The sequence below is a fragment of the Nostoc sp. FACHB-190 genome (assembly GCF_014696905.1).
Lineage (GTDB): Bacteria > Cyanobacteriota > Cyanobacteriia > Cyanobacteriales > Nostocaceae > Nostoc_B.
In genome coordinates this window covers 1-15751 of record NZ_JACJQW010000033.1, presented here as the reverse complement: position 1 = coordinate 15751, position 15751 = coordinate 1, and the positions used below count along the sequence as shown (strand labels likewise).

12 protein-coding genes and 1 pseudogene are annotated in these 15751 nt (G+C 40.1%); 9 read left to right on the top strand and 4 right to left on the bottom strand.

The annotated features are described in order from the left end of the window. Positions 1–192: 192 nt before the first annotated feature. A complete protein-coding gene (locus tag H6G28_RS27225) occupies positions 193–1554 on the top strand; it encodes a DUF4365 domain-containing protein (RefSeq protein ID WP_190675630.1) in 1362 nt (453 codons plus the stop codon). After that, on the top strand, positions 1544–3016 hold the full coding sequence (locus tag H6G28_RS27220; protein ID WP_190675628.1) for an argonaute/piwi family protein: 1473 nt from the start codon (positions 1544–1546) through the stop codon (positions 3014–3016). The genes H6G28_RS27225 and H6G28_RS27220 overlap by 11 nt, the downstream gene beginning before the upstream one ends. Before the next feature lie 217 nt (positions 3017–3233). Here H6G28_RS27220 and H6G28_RS27215 read toward each other — a convergent pair whose 3' ends face one another. Together H6G28_RS27215 and H6G28_RS27210 are read right to left on the bottom strand one after the other, a co-directional pair. Further along, positions 3234–4178, bottom strand: a complete 945-nt coding sequence (locus tag H6G28_RS27215) for a hypothetical protein (protein ID WP_190675626.1) — start codon at positions 4176–4178, stop codon at positions 3234–3236. After that, positions 4171–4800, bottom strand: a complete 630-nt coding sequence (locus H6G28_RS27210; RefSeq protein ID WP_190675623.1) for a ParA family protein — start codon at positions 4798–4800, stop codon at positions 4171–4173. Before H6G28_RS27210 ends, H6G28_RS27215 begins: the two co-directional genes overlap by 8 nt. Positions 4801–5289: 489 nt before the next feature. Here H6G28_RS27210 and H6G28_RS27205 point away from each other — a divergent pair, with 489 nt between their 5' ends. Next, positions 5290–5700, top strand: coding sequence for a hypothetical protein (locus tag H6G28_RS27205; protein WP_190675622.1), 411 nt, complete (start codon positions 5290–5292; stop codon positions 5698–5700). Between the two features lie 6 nt (positions 5701–5706). Beyond that, positions 5707–6561, top strand: a complete 855-nt coding sequence (locus H6G28_RS27200; protein ID WP_190675620.1) for a hypothetical protein — start codon at positions 5707–5709, stop codon at positions 6559–6561. 348 nt (positions 6562–6909) lie between these two features. Here H6G28_RS27200 and H6G28_RS27195 read toward each other — a convergent pair whose 3' ends face one another. Next, a complete protein-coding gene (locus H6G28_RS27195) occupies positions 6910–7878 on the bottom strand; it encodes a tyrosine-type recombinase/integrase (RefSeq protein WP_190675618.1) in 969 nt (322 codons plus the stop codon). 599 nt (positions 7879–8477) lie between these two features. Between H6G28_RS27195 and H6G28_RS27190 the strand changes: the two genes are divergently transcribed. From H6G28_RS27190 to H6G28_RS27180, 3 genes are all read left to right on the top strand, one after another. Continuing rightward, a complete protein-coding gene (locus tag H6G28_RS27190) occupies positions 8478–10577 on the top strand; it encodes an AAA-like domain-containing protein (RefSeq protein WP_190675615.1) in 2100 nt (699 codons plus the stop codon). Beyond that, the gene (locus tag H6G28_RS27185) at positions 10570–13029 is read left to right on the top strand and encodes a CHASE2 domain-containing protein (RefSeq protein ID WP_313950002.1); all 2460 of its coding nucleotides are present in this window, start codon (positions 10570–10572) and stop codon (positions 13027–13029) included. The genes H6G28_RS27190 and H6G28_RS27185 overlap by 8 nt, the downstream gene beginning before the upstream one ends. Positions 13030–13443: 414 nt before the next feature. After that, positions 13444–14073 carry a restriction endonuclease subunit R gene (locus H6G28_RS27180; protein ID WP_190675610.1) on the top strand — a complete coding sequence of 210 codons (630 nt, stop codon included), beginning with the start codon at positions 13444–13446 and terminating at the stop codon, positions 14071–14073. Between the two features lie 102 nt (positions 14074–14175). Here H6G28_RS27180 and H6G28_RS27175 read toward each other — a convergent pair whose 3' ends face one another. Then, entirely contained in the window at positions 14176–14451 is a 276-nt protein-coding gene (locus tag H6G28_RS27175; protein WP_190675608.1) for a hypothetical protein, read from the bottom strand. Positions 14452–14730: 279 nt separating this feature from the next. On the opposite strand from H6G28_RS27175, the gene H6G28_RS27170 reads away from it, so the two are divergent. Further along, entirely contained in the window at positions 14731–15117 is a 387-nt protein-coding gene (locus H6G28_RS27170; protein ID WP_190675607.1) for a hypothetical protein, read from the top strand. An 87-nt stretch (positions 15118–15204) separates the two neighbouring features. After that, positions 15205–15639 (top strand): annotated as a pseudogene (locus H6G28_RS27165) (type I restriction endonuclease subunit R); the annotation flags it as partial. Positions 15640–15751 lie beyond the last annotated feature (112 nt).

Here is a 15751-nt window from a genome sequence, read left to right as displayed (position 1 = left end):
AGGAGACGAAAAATTTATTTATAAATTTTTTATTGATTTAATCCGAAATGATATCCCTACGCTAAAAAAATTTATTTTATGTAAATAAGAATAAACTTTTTAAAAAAATAAAAATACAATACCTTGCTTACGTAAATTCTTCGGTTATGATATGGTACACCTGTATTATTTAGTCTATTGCAAAGTCGCCAAGTGCCTAAAAAGAAAATTGGTCAATCTGACATAATCGGACAACAGGGCATAAATATTATTGAACAGGTCGTCCTAGAGATGGGATTCCTTTGGTATCCAACTGGAGGTGTAGAGGCAGGTATTGACGGCATCATTGAAATCCGTGATGTCCTAACAGGCGAGGTCACAAATTGTATCCTTCAAGTTCAAAGTAAAGCTACTCAAAAAACTCCTCTTCAAGCTGAAAATGAAAACAGTTTTGAGTATCGATTTGAGGAAAGAGATATTGACTACTGGCTACAAGGCAATGCTCCAGTTATTGTGATTGTTGTTAAAACTTTAACTAAAGAAGCTTTTTGGGTTTCTGTTAAGGATTACTTTAATGATGCCAAGCGACGGCAATCTAAAAAAGTTATTTTTGACAAGCGTTTTAATCGTTTTGATGTCAATGCAAGAGATGAATTGATTAAACTGGCTGTTCCCAAAAACTCAGGGCTTTATCTCGCGCCAAAACCAAAAGTAGAAAAATTGTACTCAAATCTGCTAAAAGTATCTCAAATTTCAGAACATCTCTACACTGCTTACACTTTAACAGAGGATGAATCTAAAGCTTATTCAGTTCTTCAGAAAATTGGTCGAACTTCAGGGCAAGAGTGGTTGTTAAAAGAAAATTTTGTACTTAGTTTTCATAACTTACGGCAAGCACCTTGGACAGAAATCTGCGATTTAGGAACTGTTGAGCAGCATGGCGTAGAGGAGTGGTCACTATCTAACCGGCTTGAACGCCAGCAGGAATTTGTGTGGTTACTTAATAATGCACTGCGTGAGAAAGTAAAAAAGGATTTATCCTACGACCAAAAGAAAAAATGTTATTACTTCAAACCTACTAATGACTTGTCGGTGCGTCGATACCATTATCATAGTCTGTCCAAAAAAACACATCGAGATGTTTTTCTGGCATATTGTAAGAAAAATTCTGAGCAAGTAGCTTATTACCGACATTCTGCTTTTGAAGGACAGTTTATACGTATCGGTTCTGACTGGTTTTTAGAAATCACTCCAACTTATTTTTTTACAAGGGACGGCTATACCAGAGATAAGTTTGAGCAAAATCATCTTTCAGGAATAAAACGCATTGAAAAGAATCCGGCAGTATTTGGTCAACTTATAATGTGGGCTGAGTATTTAATTACCCCTGCTCAAGGTGATTTATTTCTTCAAAGTTACCCATTTTTACAGTTTTTTGAAACCTTAGAAAAATTTGAGATTGAAGTTGGTATTGATGATGAGATTTGGTTAAGGAATGAAGACGATGAAACAACTGCATTGTTAAAAGAATCTTTAAATGATTTACCTTTATTTCAAATAAACAATGAAGATTGAATTTTTACAAGAACCAGAGTTAGAGTTTGGCAACGGTGGACAACATCTCGATATCCGCTTTGGGATGATGCACTATAAACCACTTGACTATGACAGTACATCAGCCCCAAAAGAAATCAAATTAGGAATTATTGGTACATCTGAAACAGTTGCTAGTCTGGAAAATTGGCTAGAAAAATCCAGGCAGGGAATTGAAGCAAAGAACAGTAAGCAACCATATCTATTTCCTGCTTTCCCTGGTTTTGGAGAAGAAAGCAATCTACCTACTGCTATCAGCACAGACTCTCGACGAAACGCAATTATATCAAATAAAGACATTGAAAAACTTTTGCAAATTCAGAATATTAATCAACTAATTAACGATACAGTCGATTTTTTAATTGAGGAGTTAAGGTATATTGATGAGAAAACTAACCCTGATGTTTTAATATGTGCATTACCAGAAGCATTATTGGAAAAAATGTTTGTACAGGGGGAGGATATTGATAGTAGTAATCAATCTTCTTCTCCTAATAAAGATAATCAAAAAGAAGTTGAGTTAGATTTTCATGATTTATTTAAAGCCAAAGCAATGGCATTAAGAAAGCCAACGCAAATTATTTTACCTTCAACCTATAATGCGAAAAACAAATCAAAGATAAGTAAGAATCACCAAAAAAATAAGACTCAATCAATGCAGGATGAAGCTACTCGTGCTTGGAATTTATACACAGCACTATATTATAAAGCTCTAGGCACTCCCTGGCGACTGGTCAGAAATTCACGAGATTTGACCACCTGCTATGTAGGTATTAGCTTTTATAAAACTCTTGATCGCTCAAAATTATTAACCAGTACAGCTCAAATTTTTAACGAGCGTGGGGAAGGAGTAATTTTACGTGGAGGTCAAGCTGAATTGTCAAAAGATGACCGCCAACCTTATCTTCCAGCATCTGACGCATCAGATTTACTTTCTAAAGCACTTGTGATGTATCGTCGAGAACATCGTACCTTACCTGCTAGAGTTGTATTGCATAAAACTTCTCGATTTATTCCTGAAGAATTTGAAGGGTTTCAGGATGCTTTGGATAAACATGGCATTGATACAGCAGAATTTATCAGCTTTGACTCTAGAAGTAAAACTAGGCTATTTCGTTACGGAAAATACCCACCTCTGCGAGGCACACTGCTAAGTCTGGATGATTCCACTCATGTTTTATATACACGGGGTAGTATTGATTTTTTCTCTACTTACCCAGGAATGTATGTACCACGTCCTTTAAAATTCCGGTGTGAACGTGTAGAAGAAACACCAAAACTACTGGCACAGGAAATTTTAGCACTAACAAAGATGAACTGGAATAATACACAGTTCGACCGAGGAGAACCGATCACGATCCGAGCAGCAAGACAGGTAGGACGAATATTAAAGTACGTAGGAAAAAATGATCCGCTAGAGTTTCATTACCGCTTTTATATGTAGAGGCATACAAGTAAAAGCTTTTCAAATTTCAACAAGCAGATTTAGCAAGAGTTAACTACTGTTAGAAAAAGATTACGTCAAAAACTAACCAATGCCAACTAGGACTAATTTTATAATTTAGCCACACTCATCAATCGAAGTGAGGATTAGCAGTCGTAAACAGACATAAGGCAGGGATAGATTAATAACAAAGTCTGTAAGTTACAAACTTTGTGACTTACAGACCTAATGAACTTCGTAACTCCTCTTCTGTAGTACCCTGAAGCTCCGAAGCTTTACTCAGCAGTAAATCCACTGCAACGCGAATCAAAGTATTATCTGTAAGTCTTTCACCACCTTTAACTCGTTTTGTTCTGTTCAATTTACGGGTTAGATCAGTGAGTGCGTCAATCTGATCCTGTCTCAATCGTGTTTCCTTACGCTCCAATTTTAAATACTTCGGAAGTTCGGTACTCTGTAAGTCTGTATCTTTCAAACTTTGTAACTTTGTAGCTTTGTTGATTTCTTCACCCTCCCGCTTAATAGCAATTTCCTTACAAAAAACAGACTCTGCAACTTCCGAAGTTTGTAAGTCCGTAATATTGCGAGTCTGTTGTTTTGCAACTGCTTCTGGTGTTGAGTCTGTTCTACTTGAGAATCCTGGTTGACTTACAGGCTCCGTAACTTCCAAAGTCTGTAAGTTTGTAATATTGAAAGTCTGTTGCTCTGTAACTTCTTTTGTTTTTGAGTTTGTTCTATTTGCAGGTTCCGGTTGACTTACAGGTTTTGTAACTTCGGTAGTCTGTAAGTCTGTAACATTGGAAGCCTGTTGCTCTGTAAGTTTATCCTCTACCTCACTCGGAGTTTCCAATAAACTATCGGACTTTGTAACTTCGGTAGTCTGTAAGTCTGTAATATTGCGAGTCTGTTGTTTTGCAACTGCTTCTGGTGTTGAGTCTGTTGCGCTTGCAGATTCAGGTTGACTTACAAGCTCTGTAACTTCGGTAGTCTGTAAGTCTGTAACATTGGAAGTCTGTTGTTCTGTAATTTTATCTTCTGCTTCACTCGGATTTGCTGACAAACTTTCGGACTTTGTAACTTCCGAAGTCTGTAAGTTCGTCTCTCTGATTTTCTGCGTTTCTTCTTGAACGAGATCAGATAAACGACGACGTGCCTTAGCCATGAGTATTCACCTCTCTCAAAAGCTCATCAGCAATACGCCGATAATCCCCTTCAGCTTCACGAGCTACTTTTCCCCGAACTTGAGTAATTGGTATGCCATCAAGAGCAGCTTGTTCATGAACAGCATAAGCCCTAACAAATCCGTTAAATGCAGGAATACCCCCTTGCATCAATGCTTGTTGAGCATCAAGCGCCTTACCTAAACTACGCGGATCAACACGGGTTAATAAAACTCGAAACTGAACTTTTGCTGGCATTATTGATGCTTGTACTGTTTCAATTAGCGCCTGAAGATCCATTGGGGCTGGTGGAGATGGCAGCACAACAAAATCAGCTGCATCGATAGTAATTTTCAGTGCATCAAAGTGGAGTGCTGGCGGAGTGTCCACAATAATAAAATCAAAGCCTTTCACCTTTTTAAGTTTTAACAACTCATTCGTATCTGTTTCCTTGGCTAGTTCAAAATCTCGCTCATTGCGTTCTGCCCACCAAGTAGCAGAACCTTGAGGATCTGCATCTACCAATAATACTTTTGATTTCTCAGCAAGGATGGCGGCTAAATTGACGCTAGTTGTCGTCTTAGCTGACCCCCCCTTTCCGTTCACAATAGCAATAATACGCACATCCTGACTCCGTAACTTAGTTAGTCTGTAAGTTGGTAACTCTGTAAGTTGGTAAGTAACGAATATACTAACTTACGGAGTTCGTATGTCAATAGTACGCCATAGAGTGGACAAGACCAGCTTGGTTTTCATGATTGCTGTCCTCACCAACATAGGGTTATGATCAGCAATTCGGCATACGGGCTTGTCACGGCTATAGCAGAACGCAGAACGTCGTGTACGGAAAAAACTTGCAACCGTCAACGCTGACCCAGAAGTAGCCCAAGCTATGTTAAATCAATTTAATCAGGCTATGGCAGACCTGACGGCGGTAGTAGAGTATCTTGAGGAATAAAATTAATAGACTAGAAAATAAAGTAACCTGTAGACTTAGGTATTGCCGCTAGGGTTGCTACAGAGGGTATCTCAACTGCGGTTTCATCCCATGAATCTACCTCATAAAATGTGAATAAACTCCGAGTAAACTGAACTTATTAGCAAATAAAAACAATGAATACTGAACAGACTGTTTTAGAAGTTTCAGGAGTAGAAATTACCAAAACTCTCTTAGTAGATTTACAAAAACTCTCCTCTTACTCTGGAGAACCAATAGCCGCAGTCTATGTAGACAATCTACTACGTACCATGCGGAAGTTGCGCGATAGATTACCTTTTGACCCCTATACAGAAGTGGTAATGGCACTGCATGATGCACTAGCCTTTCAAAACAGATGGATTGACTACAATGCCAATCAGTACAAGGGAGTTTGTGAATTACTTACGTCCCTAGTGAATCAAGAAACAATCAACAATTCCTCATTTGAGTCAGCTATTTTAACTTTAGAACACTTAGGTTTTGATACCCTACCATTCGGTGTAAACCTTGACGATAATCTAGATACAGATGAAGATGAGGAATAACACTGGATGGATGAGAAATCTGTTCCTCAACACTTTTTAGACACCTCAGTTCTACGTTCTCTGCTACTAGGTACACAAGTCTATAAGCAGTATTTTGAATCTCAATTCACTGACCAACCGCTTTATATCTCTAACTATGTTCAGATGGAGATGAAGCGCAGTTATCTGATTAATCTTATTTCCTTCTACTTTGTTCTGCGCTTAGAAACTATCAACAATATTGGAGATGCTATTACTCTGTGGAGTAATAAATTTAAAACTAGCGAACTCAAAGCAATTTTACAACTTATCCCTCAACTTTTTAGCACGCATCAACTTAACTTTAGCAGTCCCCAAGATAAAGAAAAAGCCCTTGCTATTTTAGGAATTTATATCAAACGTTTTGAACTTCTACTCAGAAAAAAGTTTAACAATACCAACAATGATGCTACCGCCTGCGCCCGTGCCATTGTACCCCTTGACCTTGATTTGCAAAATGCAGCAGCAGGATTAAAGCAGTTTGCTGATGAATTTGGAGATATAGATACTTGTCGAAATAAATGTCAAATTGACCAATTTCTTTTAGTGCAACACCGTTCCGAAATTGAGCAATTAGTTCAAATTGCCGACCAACTACCCAAAAATGCAAATACTAGGGGATTTATCAAAATTGTTAATAATCTCAAAGAGATATTGGCTCAAGGTGCAGCAGCCTGTAACTGCAAGTGTTGTGCAAAGATAGGCGATGCAGTCATTGCTTTAAATGCACCTCGGAATATGCAATTGGAACATACTGATAATTCTTTTGATTATCTATGTCCCGCGATTAATCAACCTCATTACAAACATCCGTCAGAAAATCAGATAGTTAGTAATATATAAAGTCATGACAAACAATAATTGTGACACCCAGAACTAATCAACGAGAGATCGCTTTGGCAACTAGACACCATTGTGATTTGAACGATAATTTAGCCAAACGGTCACGAAATACTTCACTCTGTACTAGGACAACATATAGTTCAAAGCTATAAATGGAGTTCAAAAAACTCAAAACTTAATTACAGCAAGGAACATGGTCAAATAGTTCATTTGTACCGTACCGTGATGAGAGAGAAATAAAAATTCAGATTTCAGGCGATCGCTTTATCACTCAATTTTTGGCGAAACATATTTTTGAACCACGTTATGGTTCAAATTTTGGTCACGCAGGGGGTAAAATCACAACCATCAAACCAAATCTGCCAGCACACTACTCACCTTCAACTGGTGCTGCTGTCGATTATCGTCATAAATCATCAACGTCTCCAACTTGATGTGCCGACTCAGCTTCTGCACCTCCCGCACACTCTGCCCTGCATCCAAGGCCGCCGTAATCGAACTGTGCCGAATACGGTGCGGTGATAACGGCTTAGTAATCCCCGCTTTTAATGCCCGTGTTCTCACCATCTTGGCAAGTCCTGTATCCGATAAAGGATGCCCCGGCGTATTCAGATCCAACGCCACAAACAACGCATCCTTAGTTGATGCCAACCCCCGAAACGCCAACCAATAACAAATCGCATCTCTAGTCTTAGGAGTTAAATCAATTATTTCCTGTTGGCTACCCCTTCCCTTACCCAAAACCAGTAGTTTGCTATTTTTCCGGTCAAAATCCCCGATTTTTAACTTGGCAATCTCCCCCCGCCGCAGCGCATTATCCCAAAGCAAGCGCAGCAAAGCATAATCCCTGACCCCCTTCGCCGTTGACCGATCGCAAGACAGTAATATCTGCTTAAATTCCTGGGGAGTAACACCACTAGTATCTCGGTATTTAATCACAGTCTCACCTTTAATATCTTCCAAGGTGTAACCACAAACCCCCAACACCCGACCTTGATGCACCAGCGCCCGTAAAGCTGCTAACCGTCGATTCACCGTGGCTTCCGATAAGCCTTGCTCAATCAGCATAGCTTTGTACTTGACCACCCACCCCAAAGCTTGCGCCCCCGGCAGTGCCAAAAATCGTACCACCCATTCCGCCGTCGATTCTACCCCAAACATCTTGGCAAAAAAATCTTTAATGTCTCGGTCATAGGCCCTACGGGTGGACGGACTGCGTTTTTGGGCCAACAACATCGCCAACACATCCGGCTGAGTCCACCAATCCATCACGGAAGGCAGAGTATCATTATTGACTTTAACGATGCGACCAGACATAAAAGCTAGGTAACGATAATGGCTCTTTACGTAACCTTATACCCCAATTTACGATCCATCGCTCAACTTTTTATCCTCTTTGCCCCAATCTTGATCTAACTGCCCCAAAAAAAGTCATTCTGGTGCGATTATCTTGGCTATCCCCTGATTATCTGTAAAAGTAATTCATCTTTTAGACGTGCCTTGAAGCTAACAGAGCGATTGAAATCTGAGCATCAGTTTTACCGGGGTATCCCGGTTATTTCTAAATACAAAAACTATTAAGTAAAAATCCATAATATTTTGTAATATTATTTCTAAATGTAAGCAGGTAGAGCAACCACCTTGGAGCATGATTGACCCAAAGTTGGTTAGGTTTTGAATGGTTTTTATACTCTTACTGAACAGTTGATGCCCAATTGCGATAGTCGTGGGAAAGTAGATGATCTCGAAATTAAGCCAGAGATGCAAGTACGGGCGATCGCTTTATAACTACCAACCTCTGAATTTGGGTATTCTCGGAATTTGCCAATAGCGTCTTTGACTCCTATGTATGATTTTTAAAGTAGATGTAGTAAACTGCTTTTGGAAAAAGCCTGTGTACAATAATTGACTGTATTGTGAAAAAAATCCTGATTTTGTCGGCTAATCCTACGGATACTGGCAGACTGCGCCTGGATGAAGAAGTCAGAGAAATTCAGGCAGGGTTAGAACGTGCCAAAAGTCGGGGGCAGTTTGAAATTATTACTAAATGGGCAGTACGTGCAGATGATTTACGCCGCGCTCTCCTAGATCATAATCCTGAGATTATTCATTTTTGTGGACATGGGGGAGGAAATCAAGGATTAGCTCTGGCAGATAACACAGGTAAAGCGCAAGCAGTGAGTAGTGAGGCACTATCAACACTGTTTTCCTTATTTGAGGGGATTGAGTGTGTAGTATTAAATGCCTGCTATAGCGAAGTGCAAGCAGAGGCAATTCGCCAACATACTGATTATGTTGTCGGAATGAATCAAGCAATAGGGGATATGGCAGCAATTAAGTTTGCAGTCGGATTTTATGATGCCCTTGGTGCTGGTAGATCCTATCAGGATGCTTACAAATTTGGTTGTGTATCCATTGACTTAGAGAATATCCCAGAATCAGCAAAGCCAGTTCTGAAACATCGAGATAACCTCATCAATACTCAGCAAGTATCGCAGACTAAACGTGTATTCATCAGTTATAAGCGGAATGTAGATCCCGATGAAATAGTTGCCCTGCAAGTTTGTCAGGCACTAGCAAAGCAGCATCAGGTGTTTATTGACCAAACTATGTTGGTAGGGACACGTTGGGCTGAACGCATTGAAGCCGAAATCCGCCAAGCAGATTTTCTTATTACCTTCTTGTCAGCACAGTCAGTTCATAGCGAGATGGTAGAGGCAGAAATTAGAATGGCGCATAATTTAGCGCAATTACAGGGAGGGAAACCAGCAATTCTACCAGTGCGGTTGGCATATCGAGAGCCGTTTCAGTATCCCTTGAGTGCTTATTTAAATCATATAAACTGGGCATTTTGGCAAGGGCAAGAGGATACACCAAGCCTAATTACAGAATTAAATCAGGCGATCTCTGGTGGTCAGTTAAGTATTAGTGCAGTGCAAACAAAAGCTGATATCCTCCAAACTAACCCCTCACCATTGCCCCATCCTTTTCCTTCAGCACAACCAGTTACGCTAGAAATGCCGGAAGGAACAATGGACTGTGAATCTAAATTTTACGTGGAACGGTCATCAGATCCACTTGCTTTAGAAGCAATTAAGCGTCAGGGTGTGACTATCACCATTAAAGGCCCACGGCAGATGGGCAAAAGCTCCTTGTTAATTCGTACTAATAATGCAGCAGTTGCAGCAGGTAAGCGGGTAGCATTTCTAGATTTTCAATTATTCGACAAAGCCACTTTAAATAATGCTGACAAATTCTTTCGCCAGTTCTGCTCTTGGCTAACTGATGAACTAGAAATGGCAGATAAAGTAGATGAGTATTGGCAGATGCCATTAGGTAATAGCCAACGTTGTACTCGCTATGTAGGGCGATATCTTCTCAAGGATTTTGGTCAGCCTTTAGTGTTGGCAATGGATGAAGTAGAAAGTGTTTTTGATAGCGAATTTCGTTCAGATTTCTTTGGGATGCTGAGAAGCTGGCACAATAGCCGTGCCACGACACCCATCTGGAAAAAACTAGATTTAGCACTGGTAACATCCACTGAACCTTACCAGTTAATTGATAATCTCAACCAATCACCCTTTAATGTGGGAGTGGTCATAGATTTAGAAGATTTTACAACCCAACAGGTTGCAGACCTCAACCAACGTCATGGTTCACCCCTCAACTTCAAGGAAGAACAGCAATTAATAGCATTGCTAGGTGGACATCCTTATTTAGTCAGGCTGGCATTGTACTGGGTTGCTAGTCAACGCCTCACTAGCAATGAACTGTTTGCCAATGCTACTGCTGATAATGGCCCCTTTGGAAATCATTTGCGTAACCATCTGTTCCGGCTGCATAACAAAACTGAATTAGTGCAAGGGATGCTGCAAGTCATTCACCAGAACACCTGTGAGGATGAGCGAGTTTTCTTCCGTTTGCGAGGTGCGGGTTTAGTGCGTCGGGAAGGGCGAGTAGTGATGCCCCGTTGTCAACTGTATGGCGAGTATTTTCGGGAGAACCTGCGTGGCTGAAGCAAACATTTACACCGTAGGCGGGACTGTGCAGGCTGGTGGGGGAATTTATATTCCTCGCAAGGCAGATATGGAGTTGCTGAATTTATGCCGGGAAGCAACTTTTGCCTATGTTCTCACACCCCGCCAGATGGGTAAGTCTAGTTTGATGGTACGCACGGCCCAAACACTAACGGAGGAAGGGATTAGTTCGATAGTGGTTGACCTGCAAGAGTTGGGGGCGCAAGTCACAGCCGAACAGTGGTATTTTGGTTTTTTGGTGAAGTTGGAAGACCAACTCATGCTGAATACAGATGTGGTGAGTTGGTGGCAAGCACATGCACATCTAGGAGTTTCACAACGCCTAACGTTGTTTTTTGAGCAGGTATTGCTGGCAGAGGTAGAGGGGCGGGTGGTGATTTTTGTGGATGAAATTGACTCAACCCTCAGCTTAGATTTTACTGATGATTTTTTTATTGCAATTCGCTATTTGTATGTAGCTAGAGCAACTAATTCTGAATTTCACCGACTTTCATTTGTATTGTTGGGTGTAGCGACTCCAGGAGATTTAATTCGGGATGCCAAACGTACACCATTTAATATTGGACAGCGTGTAGATTTGGCTGATTTTACTTTTGAGGAAGCTTTACCCTTAGCCGATGGTTTGGGTTTATCTAAGGACAAAGCACAGCAAGTTTTAGAATGGGTGCTGAAGTGGACAGCGGGACATCCTTATTTAACACAGCGTCTCTGCCGCACTATAAAAGAACAGGCAAAGGATAATTGGACTGAAAGAGAAATTGATCAGGTGGTATACAGTGCGTTTTTTAGCTTAACAAACAAGCAAGATAGTAACTTGCAGTTTGTGCGCGATATGTTAACTAAAAGGTCGCCTGATTTGTTCGCTGTTTTAAGAACTTACAAGGATATACTTAGTGAAAAATATATCATTCTTGATGAAGAACAATCGTTGGTCAAGTCCCACTTAAAGCTTACAGGTATTGTACGGCGTGATAACGGTAGATTATGTGTACGCAACTTAATATACAAGAAAGTTTTTGATAATAAATGGCTGCAAGAACATTTGCCATTACCTTTGAGTTTGTTAAAAGCCCAAGCAGTAGTTTTTACAACCTTAGTTGTAACTCTTTTGAGTCTGGGGGTGCGACAGTTGGGAGTGCTACAGGCTATGGAGTTAGCAGCTTATGACCAAATGATGCGATCTCGCCCCGATGAAGGCCCAGATCAGCGACTATTAATTGTAACTATTGACGACGCTGATTTAGCCAACCAACGCCGTAAAGGTGAAAATTTAGCAGGAACATCTCTGTCTGATCAATCACTGAATGCCTTACTGATAAAATTACAAAAATACCAACCGCGAGTGATCGGTTTAGATATTTATCGTGATTTTCCCGCCGAACTGCCAGAGTTAGCCCAACGGCTGCAAAAAACAGACAATTTGATTGGTGTGTGTAAAGGTAGTGATTCTACAGCAAACACCAAAGGTATTGAACCACCACCAGAAATTCCCAAAAATCGGCAAGGATTCAGCGACTTTCTTCATGATCCTGATGGAGTGGTGCGTCGCCATTTGATGTTTTTCACCCCAGAAACAGCATCTCTGTGTTCTGCTAACTATGCGTTCAGCACACAATTGGCATTTCGTTATCTTTTACCCTTGGGAATTCAACCAACATTTACCCCCCAAGGAAATTTACAGTTAGATAATACCATTTTTCCCCGTTTATCATCTCGTAGTGGCGGCTATCAAGGCATTGATGCCAATAGCGGTCAAACCTTACTCAACTATCGCGCTACCAAGAAAATTGCCGAAACCGTCACACTCACCCAAATTTTATCGAGTCCGATGAACTCTAGCGCCATCAAAGACCGAATTATTTTGATTGGTGTGACAGCCAGAGGTGATTTTCCTGACTATTGGGCGACCCCATTCAGCAGCAGATTAGACGCACAAATGCCCGGAGTTATCGTTCAGGCACACATGATTAGCCAAATTATTAGTGCGGTCTTGGATAAACGACCGTTGCTGACAGTTTGGACTGAATGGGGAGAATTCTTATGGGTTTGGGGATGGTCTTTGGCCGGAGGTTTGCTAGCATGGCGTTTCAAACAATTTTTATACAGAGGATTAGCTATAGGTATAGGAGCTACAATCCTGTATTTAATCTGTTTTATCGGCTTATCTACATGGGCTGTTTGGATACCATTTATTCCATCAACATTGGTATTTTTTTTTACAAGCGTGAGTGTGGTAGCATCCCAGGAGGCGTTCAAGCAACAACAGCGAATCAAAATTAGTAAATCACTTGTTAATAAACTCGAAATCGCCTGTGTGCTAAGGGGAGAAAATATGACAGATGTGATAGCAAGACTAATCACTCAGTACATTGAGCATAATGAAATGCCTACTAATAAAACCGATGAACAATCTGGTAAGCAAAAACATTAGTAGCTTGATAAGTCAACACGGATTGGGATGGTGAAGGAAGTAGCAAGAACGACCATTATCAACCGTTTTAAATGGGGAAAATAACGAACTAGGCGGAACGCTTGGGGAATAAAGGTTTGAAGATGAAAGTCTTGATTTATCGTGAATCAGTTTTTCATCGGTGAAGCCCACCAACAGGTACGGGACAAAAACTACCTTCTGAGGGTACGAAACGATGATCTCATTCCAATTACCAAATAGAATGAAACAAGCACAGAAAAAGCTTGTTTGGCAGGAGACGGTTCTATGACAGGGACAAACCCAGACATACAATTGTCAGGAAGAATTGAAAAAGGCTAGAGGGGCAATTAGAGCAGCTAAGTACAACTGTAGCTTTAATTTTGGCTCTGGTTAATGAATTGAATCACAAGACTTATGACACAAACACTTCAAGCCAAAGACATTGATTTACGTTATTTAATTGATAATTTTGGAATTAAGTTAATTTTAGATGAACAATTCTTCAGTGAATGGCAAGAGGAATTACCAGAGCTTACAGATTTAGAGAAACAACTTTTAGATAAAGTAAAAGCAGGTTATCTAAATCTGCTCAATTATCCACCATTGCTAGAAGATGTTGTGAGAATGGCAATTGTAGATCCGATACTTTTTATTGGAGATTTTTACCTATCTCCGTTTTATGTAAAATCTGAGGAATCTATAGATATTGCTGTACCTGATGAAGATGTAATCATTAAAGGCAGAATAGATACTTTAGTTTTAAAAGACCAATTATGGGTGATGATTATTGAATCAAAAAAAGCTTCATTTTCTATTGAAGAAGGACTAGCACAAATTCTCGCCTATATGTTAGGTAATCCTTATTCTGACAAACCCAGTTTTGGAATGATTGCCACAGGTAGCGAGTTTATTTTTGTGAAATTAGTAAAAGGGCAACCAACCCGTTATGCTTTATCAAAAGGTTTTTTAATGCGTAACCCTGGAAATGAATTGTACGAAGTGCTGCGTATCCTCAAACATTTAGCTCAATTGGTGACTGCGTGAATTACCCTGGTATGTCCCCGAAACTTATTAATTAGTGAATTTTGTCATCCCTAACTGAACAAAAAATGACATAGGGTTTCCTCGAACTACAGGGGCGATCAACTACCAATCGCAGAAACTATCTACTCGCAAATCTCGCCAAATATCAGAAACTTGCCACCCTGAATTACCAACTGATTGAACTAGAGGGTTATCGCGCACAGATATGTAGTCAGGAACATAGTTAATTTCTTGGTTAGCTATGTTCAGTTCTGGTTTTTCATCAGTTTTGATTTCAGGAATATCAGGAGGATCAATTTGAAGATTTTGCTGTATAGGTTCTTCGGTGATTTCTTTATTTTTGATAACTGGCTTTTCAGTTTTTTTGATTAATCTCATACTGATTCAAATTATGCTATTGAGCAATTAAAAATTTAAAAGCAAACAAATTAACTGAGGCGTTAAACACAGATAAAATTCAGCGCCAATCTAATATTATAGCTTAATAACAGATGAACTGTCTGGTAATAGTTATAGTGAGCTTTTTAATACAAAGTGGCAGTTTGATATCAATATCAACAGCAGTAATTATAAAAGTGTGTTTCTATTTAAGCTCAGTTTGCCTTAGTTTGCGCCTACAATAGCGATATCAGTTTAGATATCAAGTAAGATATCGTTATGACCCGAACGCAAAACCAAAGCCAGAAACAACCAACCAGCCAGATGATTCGCGTTCCCTTACCCTTGCTAAAGGCTGTACGGGAATTGTCTCGGTTGCACAGACAGGGGCGTACAACCGAAGTGTTGCAAGGAATCCATGAATTAGTAATTAAGCTTGATAGCACTGCTGATATCGATAGTTATGTTGATATTAAACAGTTGGCGCAACGGGTAGCTCAACTAGAATCACGTCTAGAGTCAGACTCAACTTATGAGTTAGAAGAAGAACTGACGACGATGAGCGATCGCTTAGAGCAGTTGGAGACGGCATATAATCAACTGATTATCTACCTCAATCACAAAAGTAAACCAAGGCAATCATCCTCACGTTACTATCAGCAGTAATACAATTTGGATTAAGCACGAAAGAGAATCCAACCGATACAGTAAAAGAAAGTATGGACAGAAGAGAACACCAGCAGTGAAGAAAGAATGACACAGGTAACAGCAATCACAGAAGCGATTACCAGTTTAAGCGAAGCAGAAGCCCGCTTTGGTTTAGTTCGTATTGAGTCAGAGCAATTTTTTCCAGAGTGGTCTACTGAATTGCCCCAAATCACTGAAGCAGAAAAAGCCTCCCTGGATATACTACGACGTAGATATCTATACCACCGTGGCGAAGGTGATTTGTTAGAAGGAACAGTCATGTTGCTAGTGGTGTCGCCGTTACTAGCACTGTCTGGATTTTACGATCCTCCTTTCAGGATTAAAGCAGAATCATCTGTGGATTTGGTACTGAATGATGGCGAGGAAGTACTGCGTGGTCGAATTGATGTTTTAGTGTTACAAAACCAGTTGTGGGTGATGGTGTTAGAGTCCAAAAAAACTACACTTTCAATTTGGTCAGCTGTACCGCAAGCCCTAGCTGTAGCGAACTGCAAACATCCAGGGCTAAAACTGCAAACAAGGCGATTTTGAAACCACATTATTTGCAAATAAGGTTCTGCTCAAAACGACATTATTTGCAAATGAAACTGCA

Excerpts from the sequence above, each read along its gene's own strand:
- H6G28_RS27220 (WP_190675628.1), top strand. The coding sequence starts at position 1,544 with ATGAAGATTGAATTTTTACAAGAACCAGAGTTAGAGTTTGGCAACGGT.
- H6G28_RS27215 (WP_190675626.1), bottom strand. The coding sequence starts at position 4,178 with ATGGCTAAGGCACGTCGTCGTTTATCTGATCTCGTTCAAGAAGAAACG.
- H6G28_RS27205 (WP_190675622.1), top strand. The coding sequence starts at position 5,290 with ATGAATACTGAACAGACTGTTTTAGAAGTTTCAGGAGTAGAAATTACC.
- H6G28_RS27200 (WP_190675620.1), top strand. The coding sequence starts at position 5,707 with ATGGATGAGAAATCTGTTCCTCAACACTTTTTAGACACCTCAGTTCTA.
- H6G28_RS27195 (WP_190675618.1), bottom strand. The coding sequence starts at position 7,878 with ATGTCTGGTCGCATCGTTAAAGTCAATAATGATACTCTGCCTTCCGTG.
- H6G28_RS27180 (WP_190675610.1), top strand. The coding sequence starts at position 13,444 with ATGACACAAACACTTCAAGCCAAAGACATTGATTTACGTTATTTAATT.
- H6G28_RS27175 (WP_190675608.1), bottom strand. The coding sequence starts at position 14,451 with ATGAGATTAATCAAAAAAACTGAAAAGCCAGTTATCAAAAATAAAGAA.
- H6G28_RS27170 (WP_190675607.1), top strand. The coding sequence starts at position 14,731 with ATGACCCGAACGCAAAACCAAAGCCAGAAACAACCAACCAGCCAGATG.